This is a genomic window from Sulfuritalea sp. (assembly GCF_017302275.1).
Taxonomy (GTDB): Bacteria; Pseudomonadota; Gammaproteobacteria; order Burkholderiales; family Rhodocyclaceae; genus Sulfuritalea.
Genome location: NZ_JAFLDR010000017.1, coordinates 64,464 through 80,669 on the forward strand (window position 1 = coordinate 64,464; position 16,206 = coordinate 80,669).

The following is a 16,206-nucleotide window of genomic DNA, read 5'->3' on the forward strand; positions in this document are numbered from 1 at the left end:
AAGCGGGACAAATTCCTACTGACAGAAATGACAGGTTTTTTGGCAAAAAAGCGATTTTTTGTGAAAACGAGGGCCTTTGTGGCACGAAAGGCGTGCAACCACAGGTCCGTCCGTTTGGAACACAATGAAATGCGTAGCCCCGTTCGTATCGAAAACCTTGCCAGAAAGGACTCCTGATCATGAAAACCAAAGTAACCAGCCTTCGTCCCGTGCCCCAGTTTCGTGCCCCCGACCTCGCGGACTTCGCCGCCTTGCGGGTGGAAAAGTATTATCGCGAGCGGGTACGCGATACTTGGGCTGGCGGCCATATCATGCGCGGCCGTCAGCCCGGCACGGATGCCTTGCAGCTTTGCAGCAACGATTACCTGGCGCTGGCCAAACACCCGCACATCTTGCGGGCGATGAGCGAAAGCATCCAGCGCGATGGAAACGGCCTGCTGATGTCCGGGATATTCGTCCACGGCGCCTGCCCGCACACCGATTTCGAGCAGCGCCTGGCCGAATTCATGCAGGCCGAGGCCGGCGTGCTCTGCCAGTCGGGTTACAGCGCCAATACGGGCCTGATCCAGGTGATCGCCAGCGAACAGACCCCGGTCTATGCCGACATGATGGCGCACATGTCCCTGTGGGAAGGCATCAGGCTTGCGGGGGCCAAACCGATCACGGTGTTCCACAACGAAGTCGAGCACCTTGAACGGCAGATCCTTCGCCACGGCCCGGGCGTCGTCGTGGTCGATTCGATCTACAGCACCACGGGCAGTATCGCCCCGCTGAGCAAGATCGTGGAAATTTGCGAAGCGCAGGGCTGCATCCTGGTCGCCGACGAATCCCATTCCCTGGGCACCCACGGACCGAACGGCGAAGGCCTGGTGGTGGAACTCGGCCTGGCCGAGCGCGTCCATTTCCGTACCGCCAGCCTGGCCAAGGCCTTCGCCGGACGCGCCGGATTCGTCACCTGCTCGCGGCGCTTCGCCGAGTACTTCAAGAGCGAGTCGAATCCCGCGATTTTCAGCTCCACGCTGTTGCCGCACGACATTCGCGGCCTCGCTGCCACGCTCGGCGTGGTACGCCAGGAGGGCTGGCGTCGCGACCGCCTGCGGGCCAATGCGGCGTATTTGCGCACCGAGCTCGACGCGCTGGGTTACAACCTCAACGACAGCGAATGCCAGATCGTTTCGCTGGAATCGGGCAGCGAACAGAACACCATCGCCCTGCGCGACGCGCTCGAGTCGCGCGGCATCTTCGGTGCGATCTTCTGCGCGCCGGCCACCCCCAAGAGCCGCTCGCTGATGCGCTTCTCGGTACATGCGGCGTTGACCGACGACGAGTTGGCGCGCATCGTCGCGGTTTGCGGCGAAATCCGCGACGAACTTGGCGTCGCGTCATGGGCTTCGACGCGCCGCAAGCTGCGAGGAAAAGCCGCCAATGCCGGGGTGGTTGAGGCGGGCCATGCGCCGCCGCAGGTCGCCGCGGCGTGATCGCGTGGCCGCCGGGGCTCAGGCCAAAGGCGTCAGCCCCTGGCGCGCTTCGCGATCGAGATGGTCGAGGTATTCGCTGTAGGGATAGACGTACTTGAGGTTGAAGGCACCGGGGTTCTTGACCAGCGAATAGAGGTACCAGTCCTCGCCCTTGAATTCGATCGCCGGGTGCAGGCAGGGCTGCCAGTCTTCGTAGATCGGCGAGTAGTTGCCGCCGGTCTTCCAGAAGTAGGGCAGCGAACTGCCGCTGCGCAGTTGCCGCAGCAGCTCCTCGGGCGCGTTCTGGTCGCTGGCGATCTCGTAGTGTCCCTGGATCATCTCTTCCGTCTGCACGATCAGCAGGTAAGCCGTGCCATGCATGTCGAGCATCAGGATGCCGTCCGGTGAACATGACAGGTAGTGCTCGACGATCCCCAGGCTGCCCCGGATCTCGGCGAAGCGTTGGGCGAATCCCGGGTCGCGCAGAAATGGGTGCGAGCCAACCGCCAGCGCGTCGGAGAGCATGTGTTCGATCTGGTCGAAATGCTCCTGTTGCAGTTCGGCGATCGCCGAATTCAGCAAGTCCATGACATCGTCGTTCTGCTTGCGGATGAAGCGATCGATGATCTTCTCGTTGAAGGCACGCACGGCAACCTGCTCGTCGGCCTTGCCGGTCAGCAGGATCTTCTTGATCGCCTTGTTGCGCAGGTTGCGGCAGAACTCCAGGCCGTCGATCTCCGGCATGTCGTAGTCGACCACCACCACCGATACCTGTTCGAATCGGCGTTCGTTGTGTATTTCGCGGTGGATCAGGTCAAGGCTGACGTCGATCACGTGGCGCGTCTGGCTTTTGTCGCCACGGTGCCGGTAAAGGGAAAAGAAGCGCTCCACCAAGGGTTGCGCGGCGGTCGCGCCATTGAGCGCGACCAGTGCCGCGAAGGGTGAATGGAACAGGCGGAACGCCAGCCGCGAATCGAGCTGCAGGCTGAGGTTGGACAGGAACTGCCGGCTGTCATCGATGAAGGCGACGGTGGTCGGAAAATGGAAGGGCTGGATGGCGCGGTTTTTCATGATCGAGGGAAGCTCAGGACGAATTCGGTGAAGTCACCATGAACGGAGGTGCACTCGATGGTACCGCCGAACGAGGTCATCACGTCGCGACAGAAGGCCAGGCCAATGCCGGCGCCGAGCACGCTGTCGTCGTGCCCGGGCGAAGTATAGAAGCGCCGGAAGATGTGGGGCAACATGTCCGGTGGAATGCCGTCGCCGGTGTCGCGCACCGTGAGCCGGTTCCCGGAAGGAGAGGCGTCGAGCCGGATCGAGACCTCGCCCTTGCCGGCCTTGGCGATGTGGCGCAGGGCATTCTTGATCAGGTTGAACAGCACGTGCACCATCAGCAGTTCAGAGCCGCGAAACGGGAAGTCCCCCGTGCCATCGCGGAACACCACCGCCCTCTCTTCCTCGGAAAACGGATAGCGGTGCATGGCGACATCGACGCAGGCGGCCATCGAGCATTGCTGGAAGTCCTGTTCGACCGCGCCGGTGACCCTGGCGTTGACCAGCAGCATGTCGATGATGGCATTCGAGTGACGAGCCTCCGAATCGATGCGTGCCAGCACGACCTTCAACGAATCGACGTGAGTTGCGCGGATCGGGCTGACCGGCAGGCCGTTGGCTTGCGCCATTTCATGGGCCTCGATCAGCGCGGGCAGGTAATGGGCCAGGCCCGCGGCGCCGGCGCGGATGCTGAGCAGCGGCGTGCGCAGTTCGTGGGCAATGCTTCCGGCCGTCGCCAGCATCGCGCGCTCCTGCTCGATGCGGATGCGCTCGCTGTCGTAGTTGGCGACGGCGCCCCCGGCTACCGCGAACAGCGCGATCGCAAGGTAGTCCCAGCGCTCGAAGGCGGCCAGCGGGACGTCGCTGGTCAGCGCGTAGGCGAGGACGGCGAGGCTGCTGCCCAGCACGAACTGCCCGATCAGCGTGACCCAGTCGAGCAGCAGGATCATGACGAATACCGCCACCAGCGCCGATCCGATCCAGACGTCGGCGCCATAATTTTTCAGCAGCATGTAGGTGAAGAAAAACGGCAGCGAATACAGAAGGGAGAAATACCAGTAATAGGGCAGCCGGGACTTGAGCCAGCCTGGCCAGTGCTTGCTGAACAGCATGGGCACGAAGAGTGCCGTTCCGATCAGGCGCAGGGTCAGGCTTTCGTAGCGCTGGGGGAAGATGAACGTCCAGACGTACCAGTAGAGTGGGAAGGCGACGATCGCGAGGATGGCGAAAGCGGTCAGGCGCCGCTCGATATAGACGACATTGCGCAGCGCCGGCTCCAGCAGTCGGGCGACCAACTGCTTCAGGAAGGGTACGAGGACGGTCATCGCTTTGGTCGGCTCAACTTGGGCACCGCGTGGCACGCGCGGCATGCCCGGCCGAATAGGCAGGCGGTCTGGATAGGGAAGACATGGTCATGTGATCGGCGAAGTTTCCCAAAAATGTCATACAAGCGCTGCCGATGCAAGCGGTCCGTGCCCGGCTGCGCGTGAAATCCCCTTGCACTGCCGGTTCGCGGGAGGCCTTGTGCGAGGTGGGCGGGATGATTGCGCGGCGAAAATGTCATGATCGTGAATGCTTCGCCTTGACAAGGCAATGTTGCGCCATTACAAAGCCTGTTCTTCCTGTCTTGTCGAGTCTCGCCGACCCCGTCATGAGTGAATCTCCGTCCGACCGTCCGCATCGGGAATCCGGCTTGCTGTTGTATTCCGGCAACGCGCGGCGCGATTTCTTCGACGGTGCGGTGCTCGGTGCGCGCAACCTGGGCTTCGAGTATTGCGGTTACCTGATCGGCCTGCCGGTGTCGGCCACCGAGTGGCGCTTCGTGATGACCAGCAATTTTCCGCGCGCGTGGCAGCGGCGCTACCTCCGGCGCGGTTATCACTCCATCGATCCCACGGTCGAGTACGCCAAGACCGGCGTCGAGCCGATCACATGGTCGCGCGAGTTGTTCGCCACCGAGCGTCTGCAGGATCTTTCGCGGGATGCCGACGCCATCGGTTTCAATCACGGCTGGACCCAGCCTTTGCGCGATGCTCGTGGCAGGTTCGGCGTGCTGACGCTGGCACGTGGCAGCACGCCGATCGAAGCGGACGAGTTGCGTGACAAGCTGCCGATGATGCAATGGCTGGCGCGGGTGGTCCATGACCGGCTGTTCGCCGAATTCATGGCCTGGCAGCGCAATGAAACCATCAGCCGGCTGACGGAGCGCGAACTGGCTTGCCTGCGACTCGCCGCCGCCGGCGGCACGGCCGGCGAGATCTCTGCGGCGACCGGCGTCGCCGAGCGCACGGTGAACTTCCACATGGCCAACGCGATCGACAAGCTCGGCGCGGTCAACAAGACGCATGCCGTGGCGCTGGCGCTGCGGCTGGGGCTTTTCGCCTAGCGCGCAAGCGGTAATTCGACGCGGGCGGACGGCCTATCGAGCCGCGCCGTGCCGGGCGACGAGTTCGTGCAGCAACTCGAGTTGCCGGGGCAGGCAGCGGCTTTCCAGGTCATAGCCAGCCACCACGGTGTGGCGCGCGGCGGCGCGGATCGATTGCAGCCGGTCGCGTTCGTCGATCGCCCCGGCCAGGGCTTCGGCGAGCGAATGGTGATCGAAAAAGTCGACCAGGCGGCCGTTTTCGCCGTCCCGAATGACCTCCTGCACCGGTGCGGTGCGCGAGGCCACCACCATGCAGCCCGCCGCCATCGCCTCCAGCAGCGACCAGGAAAGCACGAAGGGGTAGGTCAGGTAGGCGTGCACGGTCGACACCTGAAGCAGGCGCAGGTAATCGGCGTAGGGCACGCGGCCGAGAAAGTGCACGCGGCCGGCGTCGAGTTGCGCGCCGACTTCCGCGAGCATGGCCTGGCGCCATGTGCCGCCGCTTGCCGGCTTGTTGCCATAGCTGACCTCGTCGCCGCCGACGATCAGTATCCGTGCCCGCGGACGCAGCCGCAGCAGCAGGGGCAGGGCGCGCATGAAGCTGTGGAAGCCGCGATAGGGTTCCAGGTTGCGGGCGACATAGGTCACCACCTCGTCGTCCGGGCCCAGCGCGATGCCTGCCTTCTGCAATGAAATCCGCGCGGCAGGTTCGGGCGCGACGCGGCGGGTGTCGATGCCCTCGTGCACGATGCGCATGCGATCCTGGACGATGGCCGGAAAGCGGCTTTGCTGCCAGCGCGTCGGCGCCAGCAGCAGGTCGGCGCATTCCATGCTCATCCACTGCGTGGTGTTCTTGATCCGCAGGCGCAGCGCATCGTCGGCTGTCACCGGGAACTCCGGGTCGAAGCCGACGTCGGCACCTGTCGCATGGTAGTAGTACTCGGCATGCAGCGCGATCGGCACGTCGGCGAACACGTCGCGCAGGAACAGGGCTTCACCCCAGCCGGGGTGCGCCACGACAAGGTCGGGACGGAAGCCGCCGGCCTTGAGCTGCCGCAAGACGCCGACCACCTGCTGCCCGCGCCTGATGGCGGCGTCGTAGCCCTGCAGGTAGCTGTGGCTCGCGGACGAGGCTGGCGCCGGCGCGTAGGGTGCCAACTCGACCCCGCGCAGGGGCGCGCCAGTGCGCCGCAGGTTGCCGTCTTCGCCGACGGCGACGACCCGGTGCGCCCCATCGGCGGCGAGGCGCGCCGCGACATGGCGGAACTGTGCGGGAAAGTTCTGGTGGAGGAAGAGGATGTTCATCGCTGGGCGGCCCCCGCCCGCCGTGCCGGTTTCGATCCGGCGCCATCGCTTGCAGGCCGACGATTCCGGACCGGGGGCGACAGCGGCGATTCGCGGGCGGGCATGGCGCGGCCTCCTCGATTGGGGTCGTGCTATAGCGCGTGCACCCGATCGCCCCGGGCGAAGCCGAGCAGCGGACCGGGCACGCCATGGCCCAGCGCGATCACCTTGAACAGTTCGCCCATCTCGTTGGGCGAGATCAGCACATTCACCGCACCCCGCGCGCGCAGGTCGGCGGCGCCCGCCGACGCCGAACCTGCCGTGTCGCCGGCGCCGACTCTTTCACGCGACATCAATTCCCCGATGCCGCAGTTGAGCAGGAAGTTGGACTGGCTGGCATAACCCAGCACTTCCAGCCCCGAGTCGAACGCGGCTTCGGCGGCGGCGGTGAAATCGACGTGCGAGGTGATGTCAGACAGGCCGGGAAACCAGAACGGATCGTCATGCACGCGGTGCCGGTAATGGCAGCGCAGGGTGCCGCCGTTGCGCTGCGGATGATAGAGCTCGTGGCGCGGCAGGCCGTAGTCGATCAGGATCATGGCGCCCTGCTCCAGGCGGCGCGACAGGTCGCTGACCCAGGCGCGCGCGGCCAGGCTGATCTCGCTGCGATAGGGCGCCGCTTGCGGCAGCGCGCGCGCCGCTTCGAGCAGCGCGCCATGGGCCGGGCGTTCGCTGGCGACCAGGCGGCCATCGACCACGCCGACGCCGCCTTCCATTATCTCGCCGCCGTCGCCATTCCAATGCACGACCTGGGTCGGCATCGCGTCGAGCACTTCGTTGCCGACCAGGCAGCCGGAAAAGCGCTCGGGCAAGGCGTCGAGCCATTCGACGCGATCGGCATATTGCGGCGCCTGTTCGGCCAGCAGCGCTTGCTGGCGTACCCGCAGTTCGCCGGAAAGTTCGAGGATCCGGTAGCGCTCGGGCAGGCGGCCGAGGGCGTCGAGCCCGTTCAGCAGGTCGACCGCCAGGCGTCCGCTGCCGGCGCCAGCCTCGATCACCTGTGGCGCGGAAGCAGCCAGGATCTGTGCTACCTGACGGGCCAGGGCATGGCCGAAGAGCGGGGTCAGTTCCGGCGCGGTCAGGAAGTCACCGCCTGCACGGTGGTCGCCGAACTTGTGCGAGCCGCCGGCGTAATAACCGAGGTCGGGCTGGTACAAGGCCAGTTCCATGTAGCGGGCGAACGGGATCCAGCCGCCGCGCGCGGCGATCTCGGCGGCGATGATGGCGCCCAGCGCCGCGCTGGCGGCGCGCGCATCATCACCGGGAAGTGGCAGGTCGGCGGCGACCAGAGTCATTCGATAGCGTCTACCAGGGCCGCCATCGCCAGGCTGTCGGTGCCGCCCTGCTGGCGCAGCCCGGCGACCACGCCCGCGCGGTTTGTCGCGGGCTGGTTCTGGCTGATTTTCCATTTGCCGCTGAGTTCGACGATGGCGATTTCGATGCCGACGATCGTCGCCAGCATCTTGTCGATATAGTCGGCCGGCGCATCGTCGACCCGCCAGGGATGCTCGAAACCCGACTCATGGCGCTCGACCAGGTCATCCAGTTGCCGCCGCAGCCAGGCTGCATCGTCGACCGCGCGCAGGCGGCCACGGGCGTGCACCACGACGTAATTCCAGGTCGGCACGGCGCGTCCGTGCTCGCGCTTGGTGGCGTACCACGAGGGCGTGACATAAGCCTGCGGGCCGTGGAAGATGGCCAGCACGTCGCTGCCGGCGGCATCGCGCCAGAGCGGGTTGGCGCGCGCGACGTGGCCTTGCAGCCGGCCGTCGGGCGTCAGGTGCAGCGGCAGGTGGTCGGCCCCGGGTCCGGCCTTGCCCTGCGTCACCAGCGTGGCGAAGGGGCGCTCGCGCATCAGCGCGTGCAGCACCTCGACGCGGCTTTCCGCGAAATGGGACGGCAGATACATGCGCGCCTCAGAGCATGACGCCGCGATTCTCGCCGCGCTCGTACACTATGTTGGCGCGGCCGACCAGCAGGGTGTCGAGGGTGCCGATCTGGCTCACGTCCTTGTTGGCGTAGGGCAGCTTGTGCAGGATGTAGCGCAGCGCGTTGAGCCGCGCGCGCTTCTTGCAGTCGGACTTGATCACGGTCCACGGCGCATCCGCCGTGTCGGTGTGGAAGAACATGGCTTCCTTGGCCTTGGTGTAGTCGTCCCACTTGTCGAGCGAGGCGAGGTCGATCGGCGACAGCTTCCACTGCTTGAGCGGGTGCGTCTCGCGTTCCTTGAACCGGCGGCGCTGCTCGGGGCGCGACACCGAGAACCAGAACTTGATCAGGTGCACGCCGCTCCTGACCAGGGTGCGCTCGAACTCGGGCGTCTGGCGCATGAATTCCTCGTACTCGGAATCGGTGCAGAAGCCCATCACGCGCTCGACGCCAGCGCGGTTGTACCAGGAGCGGTCGAACAGCGCGATCTCGCCGGCGGTGGGCAGGTGTTGCACGTAGCGCTGGAAGTACCACTGGCCGCGCTCGGTATCGGAAGGCTTTTCCAGTGCCACGACGTGCGCGCCGCGTGGGTTCAGGTGTTCCATGAAGCGCTTGATGGTACCCCCCTTGCCGGCCGCGTCGCGGCCCTCGAACAGCACCACCACCTTCTGCCCGGTTTCCTTGACCCAGGCCTGCAGCTTGAGCAGCTCGACCTGCAAATGGTATTTCTGCTTCTCGTAGTTCTTGCGCGTCATCAGGTGGCGGTAGGGATAGCCGCCGTCGCGCCAACCCGGCGCCAGTTCCTCGTCGGGGTGTTCGCTGGTCACCACCTCGCGTTGCAGCAGGGCTTCCTTCAGCGCTTCGACATCGTCGGGCGAGGCGCCCTCGACCACCGCGGTCAGCGCCTGCGCCAGCTTGGCGCCTTCGCCGGGCTTGGCGTGGGCGACGATGTCATGGATCGCCTCGATCTTCGAATCGCGTGCGGCGGCGGAACGGTCCTTGACGACGAAGTTCTTGATGCCGGCAGGCTTGCGCGATGGTGCGATGTCACCAGATGCGGGGCGCCGCAGCGGCTTCGCGGTGGTCGTAGGCTTGGCCCCCGTTCGGGCTGGGGATTTGGACGGAGCCTTGCGCGCTTTGGTGGCGGGTTTGGTCGGGGGTTTGGCGGCCATTCATGTCTCCTGGTCGGCGTCAAGCAGTTCGTGGATTTCCAGCCAGCGGGATTCCGCTGTCGCGATATTCTGGGTCAGTTGGCCCTGGCGCAGTGTCAAATCGTGAAGCAGGTGGCTGTCGGCGCTGGCGTAAAGGCCAGGGTCGGCGAGCCGGGTTTCCAGCAACTTGAGCTCGCCGTGCCAGGCGGTGAGCTGCTGTTCGATCTTATCGCCTTCCTTGAGCAGGGGCCGCCGTGCCGCCAGCGCCGACTCTTTGGGCAGCGCCTTTGCCGCGGCCCGGCGGGCGAGTTCGGCATCCTCCTCCTTGCGCTGCTGGCTCTTTTCTCGCTCGGCGGCCTTCTCGGCGGCGCGCGACTGGTTGAGCCAGTCGGCGTAGTCGTCGAGGTCGCCGTCGAACGGGATGACCTTGCCGTCGGCCACCAGCCAGAGTTCGTCGCAGGTGGCGCGCAACAGATGACGGTCGTGCGAAACCAGAACCATGCCGGCCTCGGTTTCCTGCAGGGCGATGGTCAGCGCCTCGCGCATTTCGAGGTCGAGGTGGTTGGTCGGCTCGTCCAGCAGCAGCAGGTTGGGCGCGGTGCGGATCATCAGCGCCAGCGCCAGGCGCGTCTTCTCCCCACCGGAGAAGCGTCCACAGGGCGCGTCCACCATGTCGCCACGGAAGTCGAAGCCGCCGAGGTAATTGCGCAGGTCCTGTTCGCGGGTGCGCGGCTCCAGCTTGATCATGTGCCACAGCGGCGACTCGGCGGGACGCAACTGCTCGAGCTGGTGCTGGGCGAAATAACCGAGTTTGAGGTTGCGGCCCGCTTCGCGCACGCCGATCAGCGGCTGCAGCTCGCCGGCGAGCAGCTTCATCAGCGTCGACTTGCCGGCGCCGTTGCGGCCGAGCAGGCCGATGCGGCTGTCGGGGCGCAGTGTGAAGCGCAGCTTGTCGAAAATCACCGTATCGCCACTAGTGCCAGCATTTGGGTTTGCGGCATAGCCGACTTTCGCATCGTCGATCAGCAACAGCGGATCGGAGAAGCCGGTCGGCTCGGGAAAACTGAAGGAAAACGGCGTGTCGATGTGGGCGGCGACGATGTCGCCCATCTTCGCCAGCATCTTGATCCGGCTCTGCGCCTGGCGCGCCTTGGAGGCCTTGGCACGGAAGCGGTCGATGTAGCTTTGCAGGTGGGCCGCCTCGCGCTTCTGCTTGGCCGCCAGCGCCAGGTCGTTGGCCAGGCGCTCGGCGCGGGCGCGCTCGCAGGCCGAGTAGTTGCCGGTGAACAGTTGCATCTTGGCGGCCTCGATGGCGAGGATGTGGCTGGTGACGACATCGAGGAAATCGCGGTCGTGCGAAATCAGGATCAGCGTGCCGGGATAGCCCTTAAGCCAGGCCTCGAGCCAGATGATGGCGTCGAGGTCGAGGTGGTTGGTCGGCTCGTCGAGCAGCAAAAGATCGGAGCGGCACATCAGCGCGCGCGCGAGATTGAGGCGCACCCGCCAGCCGCCGGAGAATTCGGCCACCGGACGCTGGAAGTCATCGTCGGCAAAGCCCAGGCCGTGCATCAATGCCGCGGCGCGCGCCGGCGCGGCGTAGCCGTCGATCTCGCCCAGGCGCGAGTGCAGCAGGCCGATCTGTTCGCCGGCGTGCTCGTCGTCATGGTGCGCCTCGGCGGCGGCCAGGTCGCGCTCGATCTGGCGCAGCTCGGTGTCGCCGTCGAGCACGAAGTCAAGCGCCGCATCGGGTAGCGCCGGGGTGTCCTGCGCGACATGGGCCTGCACCCAGCCCGGCGGCATTTCGAGGTCGCCGCGGTCGGCATGCAACTCGCCGCGCAACAGGCCGAGAAAGGAGGACTTGCCGCAGCCGTTGGCGCCGGTGAGGCCGACCTTCCAGCCCGGATGCAGTTGCAGCGTGGCGCCGCTGACCAGCGCCTCTCCGTTGCGGGAAAAACCGAGGTCGCGCAGCAGGATCATAGGAGTCGTATCGGTGAGGCGTTTTCATGATGGCAGCCACGGCGACCTTCGTAGCACGCCGCGATCTGCGCCATGTCGGCGACTTCGTCGCCCGACAGCATGATGGTTGCCAGCAGGCCGACTTCGCGCTTGCCGTAGTCGACCGAGGACATGATCACCGGCACGCCGGCCGCCACGGCGATGCGATAAAAGCCGGATTTCCATCCGGCCTGCAAGCGGCGCGTGCCTTCGGTGGCGATGATCAGGTGCAGGTTGTCGCGGCGGCGAAATTCCTCGGCGATGCGCTCGACGAAGCCGGTGCGCTGGCGCCGGTTCACCGAGATGCCGCCGAGGCCGCGCATGATGGGACCGAAGACGCCGCGGAACAGCGTGTCCTTGGCCACCCACTGCGCGCCGTAGGGCAGGGCGGCGAGCGCCAGCATGGTCATCGGGAAGTCCCAGTTCGAGGTGTGCGGGTAGGCAATCACCACGGCCTTTGCCGGCCGCTGCGGCAGGTCGACCAGCTTCCAGCCCATCAGCTTGAGGATGAGGCGGGCCGCGCCGCGCAGGAGGCTCATCCCAATCCTTGACTGGCGAGGTACTCTTCGTAGTTGCCGCGGTAATCGACGATGCTGCGGTCCGGCTTGATGTCGATGATGCGCGTCGCCAGCGAGGAGACGAACTCGCGGTCGTGCGAGACGAAGATCAGCGTGCCGTTGTACTTTTCCAGCGCGGTGTTGAGCGACTCGATGGATTCCATGTCGAGGTGGTTGGTCGGCTCATCCAACAGCAGCACGTTGTTCCGCAGCAGCATCAGCTTGCCGAACAACATGCGGCCCTGCTCGCCGCCGGAGATCACGTTGACCGGCTTCTTCGCCTCGTCGCCGGAGAACAGCAGGCGGCCCAGGGTGCCGCGCACCAGGGTTTCGACGTCGCCGCCGTCATAACCACCGGCGCGCACCCACTGCACGATCCACTCGGTGAGCGGCGTCTTGCCGGCGAAGTCGGCGGCGTGGTCCTGGTGGAAGGCGCCGGGACGGGCCTTCTCGGCCCACTTCACGCGTCCGCCCAGTGGCGTCAGGCCACCGAGTTCCGGCCCCGCCAGCAGGCGCAGCAGCGTGGTCTTGCCGACGCCGTTCTCGCCGATGATGGCGACCTTGTCGCCGGCCTCGATGCTGGTGGAGAAGGACTTGATGATCGGCACCTTGGGTTCATAGCCGAAGCCGAGGTTCTCGATCTCGCAGGCCAGGCGGTGCAGCTTTTCCTTCTCGTCGTATTCGAAGCGGATCCACGGGTACTGGCGCGAGGAGGGCTTGATGTCCTCGGGCTTGATCTTGTCGATCAGCTTGAGCCGGCTCGTGGCCTGGCGCGCCTTCGACTTGTTGGCCGAGAAGCGGCGCACGAAGCCCTGCAGGTCGGCGATGCGCTCCTTGGCCTTGGCGTTGGCCGAGACCTGGCGTTCGCGCGCCTGCGTGCTGGCTTCCATGAAATCGTCGTAGTTGCCGCCGTAGACCTTGATCGTGCCGTAATCGAGGTCAGCCATGTGGGTGCACACCTGGTTCAGGAAGTGCCGGTCGTGGCTGATGATGACCATGGTCGACTCGCGCTCGTTGAGGATGTCCTCCAGCCAGCGGATGGTGTCGATGTCGAGGTTGTTGGTCGGCTCGTCGAGCAGCAGGATGTCCGGGTTGGCGAACAGCGCCTGCACCAGCAGCACGCGCAGCTTCCAGCCCGGCGCCACCTCGCTCATCGGCCCCGAATGTTTTTCGGTCGGGATGCCGGCCCCCAGCAGCAGCTCGCCGGCACGTGCCTCGGCCGTATAGCCGCCATGCTCGGCATAGTGATGTTCGAGGTCGGCGGCACGCATGTAGTCGTCCTCGGACGCCTCCGGATTGGCATAGATCGCATCGCGCTCGGACATGCAGGACCACATTTCGGCATGACCCATCATCACCACGTCGAGCACGCGCATGTCCTCGTAGGCGAACTGGTCCTGCTTGAGGTAGGCCATGCGCTCGCCGGGATCGAGCGAAACGTTGCCGGCCGTGGCCTCGAGCACGCCGGCGAGGATCTTCATGAAGGTGGTCTTGCCCGAGCCGTTGGCGCCGATCAGACCGTAGCGGTTGCCCTCACCGAACTTGACGGAAACGTTTTCAAAAAGTGGCTTGGCGCCGAACTGGATGGTTATGTTGGAAGCGACGAGCATGGGGCGGGAACCGGTGGCGACTGCGGAGGCAGCATTCTACCGGCCCGGGGGCGAGCTCAATGGGAGTCGGCGCTGGCGATACGGCGATTTGCGCCCGGTGACGGGCTCAGGCCGCCTTGGGCGGCGGCTTGAACTGCATGGCCTTGAATTCGAGGAAATCCTCCAGGCCGTACTTGCCCAGTTCACGCCCATTGCCAGACTGCTTGTAGCCGCCGAAGGGCGCGTAAATGTTGAAGGGGCCGCCGTTGATCTCGACCTGGCCGGTGCGCAGCCGGCGTGCCACGCTCTCGGCGCGGGCGTCGGTGGCCGACCAGACGCCGCCGGAAAGGCCGTAGATCGAATCGTTGGCGATGCGCACGGCATCGTCCTCGTCTGCATAGGTGATGATGGACAAGACCGGGCCGAAGATTTCCTCCTGGGCGATCACGGCTTTCGGATCGACGAGGCCAAACACGGTCGGCGCAACGTAGTAGCCACCGGCCGGCAGGCCTTCCGGCAGCGCGGAGCCGCCGGCGAGGAGTTCGCAGCCTTCGGCAATGCCCTTGGCGATGTAGTCGCGCACCCGGTCCTGCTGCATCTTCGAGGCCAGCGGCCCGATCGTGGTGCCCGGCTCCATCGGGTCGCCGAGGCGATATTCGGCGGCGGTCGCGGCCGCGATGCGCGCGGCTTCCTCGTAGCGGCCCACCGGAACCAGCAAACGGGTCTGCGCGGTGCAGGTCTGCCCGGCATTGAGGTAGCAATTGCCGACCACGCCCTTCACCGCAACGGCGAAGTCGGCGTCGTCGAGCACGATGCCGGCCGACTTGCCGCCAAGTTCCAGCGCCACGCGCTTGACCGTGTTGGCGGCAAGCTGGGAAATGCGTTTGCCGGCGGCGGTGGAACCCGTAAAAGACACCATGTCCACCTCGGCATGCGTGACCAGGGTTTCACCGATCTCGGGGCCGTAGCCGGTGACGAGGTTGAACACGCCGGCCGGCACGCCGGCCTCATGGATGATCTCGGCCAGGGCGAAGGCATTCAGCGGCGCCACTTCCGAAGGCTTGAGCACGACGGTGCAGCCGGCCGCCAGCGCGGCGGCGACCTTGGCCGCGATCTGGTGCAGCGGATAGTTCCAGGGCGTGATGGCAACCACCACGCCCACCGGCTCGCGCAGGACCTTGGAGTGGCCGACCTGCTCCTCGAAAGCGAAATCGCCGAGCAGGCGTGCATACATGCCGAAGGTGGCCGTGGGCGAACCGACCTGGATGCGCTGCGAAAGCTTGTAGGGCATGCCCATTTCCAGGGTGATGGCGCGGGCGATGTCATCGGTGCGCGCCTTGAGGCCTTCCTGGATCTTCTTCAGCAGCTCGGCGCGGCGTGCCGGCGGCGTTGCCGCCCAGGCGTCGAAGGCCTTGCGCGCGGCGGCAACCGCCGCCTCTGCATCTGCCGCATTGCCTTGCGGGATGGTGGCCAGCAGAGCCCCGTCGGTCGGCGAATGCACCTCGATGCTGCCCTTGCCGGCCGGCGCGAGCCAGGCGCCGTTAATGTAGAACTTGTCCTTGCTGATCATGTTTTTGCTTTCTTGGAATCAGGGTTTTGCGTTGGGGAAGAACAGCTGTTCGCCACCGATCTTATAGGATGCAATGGCCTGCTGCCCTTCGGCCGCGACCAACCAGTCGATGAACTTCTGGCCGTCGGCCTGCTTGACGTGGGTATGTTTCGCGGGATTGACCAGGATCACGCCGTACTGGTTGAAGAGCCGGGTGTCGCCCTCGACGACGATGCCCAGGTCGCCGCGATTCTTGAAGTTGAGCCAGGTGCCGCGGTCGGCGAGGATGTAGGCGTTCATCGAAGCCGCAGTGTTGAGTGCCGGGCCCATGCCGGATCCGGTGTCGCGGTACCACGCGCCCTTTTTTGTCTCCAGATCGACGCCGGCGGCCTTCCAGTAACGCAATTCGGCGGCATGCGTGCCGCTCTTGTCGCCGCGCGAGACAAAGGGCGCCTTCGCCGCTTCGATGCGGCGCAGGCCTTCGAGGATGTCCTTGCCGGCCGCCTTGGCGGGATCGGCTTTGGGCCCGATGACGACGAAGTCGTTGTACATGACTTCCTGGCGCTTGACGCCGAATCCCTCGGCGATGAACTTCTCCTCGGCGGTTTTGTCGTGCACAAACACGACATCGGCATCGCCACGGCGTGCCATGTCCAGCGCCTGGCCGGTGCCCAATGCGACCACGCGCACCTTGATGCCGCTGGCTTTCTCGAAGGCCGGCAGCAGGTGGCCAAAAAGGCCGGATTGTTCGGTCGAGGTGGTCGACGACACGGTGATGAAGCGTTCCTGGGCCAGGCTGTGACCGGCCACCAGCAAACCGGCGGCAGCGAGGGCGGAGCAGAACAGGCGGCGAAAGATCATGGGGTTTCCTCCTTTAGAAAGCGTTGCGCCGCTTCGGTTTGCGGCTGGGTAAAAAATCGGGCGACGGCCGTCTGCTCGATAATGCGGCCGCGGTCGATGAAGATGATTTCCTCGGCAATCCGTTTGGCCTGGCCCAGGTTGTGGGTGGTCATCAGGATGCGCGTGCCGCTGGCGGCGATTTCATCGATGATGCGTTCGACTTCGCGCGTGCTGGCCGGGTCGAGGCTGGCGGTGGGTTCGTCGAGGATCAGCAGTTCCGGTTCCAGCGCCCAGGCGCGAGCGAGGGCCACGCGCTGCTGCTCGCCGCCCGAGAGCAGGCGCGCCGGCCGGCCGGCGATGGGCTCGAGGCCGAC

At 65.7% G+C, this 16,206-nt stretch carries 14 protein-coding genes; 2 read left to right on the forward strand and 12 right to left on the reverse strand.

The genetic code is table 11. The features are described 5' to 3' along the window. The first annotated feature begins 179 nt into the window (after positions 1–179). Positions 180–1,478 carry an alpha-hydroxyketone-type quorum-sensing autoinducer synthase gene (gene cqsA, locus J0M27_RS11280; RefSeq protein ID WP_294991377.1) on the forward strand — a complete coding sequence of 433 codons (1,299 nt, stop codon included), beginning with the start codon at positions 180–182 and terminating at the stop codon, positions 1,476–1,478. An 18-nt stretch (positions 1,479–1,496) separates the two neighbouring features. Here the strand turns inward: cqsA and J0M27_RS11285 are convergent, their stop codons facing one another. After that, positions 1,497–2,528 carry a response regulator gene (locus J0M27_RS11285; protein WP_294991379.1) on the reverse strand — a complete coding sequence of 344 codons (1,032 nt, stop codon included), beginning with the start codon at positions 2,526–2,528 and terminating at the stop codon, positions 1,497–1,499. After that, a complete protein-coding gene (locus tag J0M27_RS11290; protein ID WP_294991381.1) occupies positions 2,525–3,838 on the reverse strand; it encodes a HAMP domain-containing sensor histidine kinase in 1,314 nt (437 codons plus the stop codon). The genes J0M27_RS11285 and J0M27_RS11290 overlap by 4 nt, the downstream gene beginning before the upstream one ends. Positions 3,839–4,164: 326 nt before the next feature. On the opposite strand from J0M27_RS11290, the gene J0M27_RS11295 reads away from it, so the two are divergent. Beyond that, entirely contained in the window at positions 4,165–4,899 is a 735-nt protein-coding gene (locus tag J0M27_RS11295; RefSeq protein WP_294991385.1) for a LuxR family transcriptional regulator, read from the forward strand. A 33-nt stretch (positions 4,900–4,932) separates the two neighbouring features. On the opposite strand, the gene J0M27_RS11300 is transcribed toward J0M27_RS11295, so the two are convergent. The 10 genes from J0M27_RS11300 to J0M27_RS11345 form a co-directional block, all read right to left on the reverse strand. Further along, positions 4,933–6,183 carry a glycosyltransferase gene (locus J0M27_RS11300; RefSeq protein ID WP_294991388.1) on the reverse strand — a complete coding sequence of 417 codons (1,251 nt, stop codon included), beginning with the start codon at positions 6,181–6,183 and terminating at the stop codon, positions 4,933–4,935. 131 nt (positions 6,184–6,314) lie between these two features. Beyond that, on the reverse strand, positions 6,315–7,517 hold the full coding sequence (locus J0M27_RS11305; RefSeq protein ID WP_294991391.1) for an SAM-dependent methyltransferase: 1,203 nt from the start codon (positions 7,515–7,517) through the stop codon (positions 6,315–6,317). Then, entirely contained in the window at positions 7,514–8,131 is a 618-nt protein-coding gene (locus J0M27_RS11310; protein WP_294991394.1) for an FMN-binding negative transcriptional regulator, read from the reverse strand. The genes J0M27_RS11305 and J0M27_RS11310 overlap by 4 nt, the downstream gene beginning before the upstream one ends. Positions 8,132–8,138: 7 nt before the next feature. After that, complete coding sequence (gene ppk2, locus J0M27_RS11315; protein ID WP_294991397.1) at positions 8,139–9,323, reverse strand: polyphosphate kinase 2; 1,185 nt, start codon at positions 9,321–9,323, stop codon at positions 8,139–8,141. After that, positions 9,324–11,279: an ATP-binding cassette domain-containing protein gene (locus J0M27_RS11320; RefSeq protein WP_294991399.1), complete on the reverse strand. Its 1,956-nt coding sequence runs from the start codon at positions 11,277–11,279 to the stop codon at positions 9,324–9,326. After that, complete coding sequence (locus J0M27_RS11325; protein ID WP_294991402.1) at positions 11,276–11,836, reverse strand: 1-acyl-sn-glycerol-3-phosphate acyltransferase; 561 nt, start codon at positions 11,834–11,836, stop codon at positions 11,276–11,278. Before J0M27_RS11325 ends, J0M27_RS11320 begins: the two co-directional genes overlap by 4 nt. Further along, positions 11,833–13,464: an ABC-F family ATPase gene (locus tag J0M27_RS11330; protein ID WP_294991405.1), complete on the reverse strand. Its 1,632-nt coding sequence runs from the start codon at positions 13,462–13,464 to the stop codon at positions 11,833–11,835. Before J0M27_RS11330 ends, J0M27_RS11325 begins: the two co-directional genes overlap by 4 nt. A gap of 106 nt (positions 13,465–13,570) precedes the next feature. Beyond that, positions 13,571–15,013 carry an aldehyde dehydrogenase family protein gene (locus J0M27_RS11335; RefSeq protein ID WP_294991407.1) on the reverse strand — a complete coding sequence of 481 codons (1,443 nt, stop codon included), beginning with the start codon at positions 15,011–15,013 and terminating at the stop codon, positions 13,571–13,573. Between the two features lie 18 nt (positions 15,014–15,031). Further along, positions 15,032–15,853 carry an extracellular solute-binding protein gene (locus J0M27_RS11340; protein WP_294991410.1) on the reverse strand — a complete coding sequence of 274 codons (822 nt, stop codon included), beginning with the start codon at positions 15,851–15,853 and terminating at the stop codon, positions 15,032–15,034. Further along, the coding region (locus J0M27_RS11345) for an ATP-binding cassette domain-containing protein (RefSeq protein WP_294991412.1) at positions 15,850–16,206 on the reverse strand (357 nt) is incomplete at its 5' end. The genes J0M27_RS11345 and J0M27_RS11340, both read right to left, overlap by 4 nt.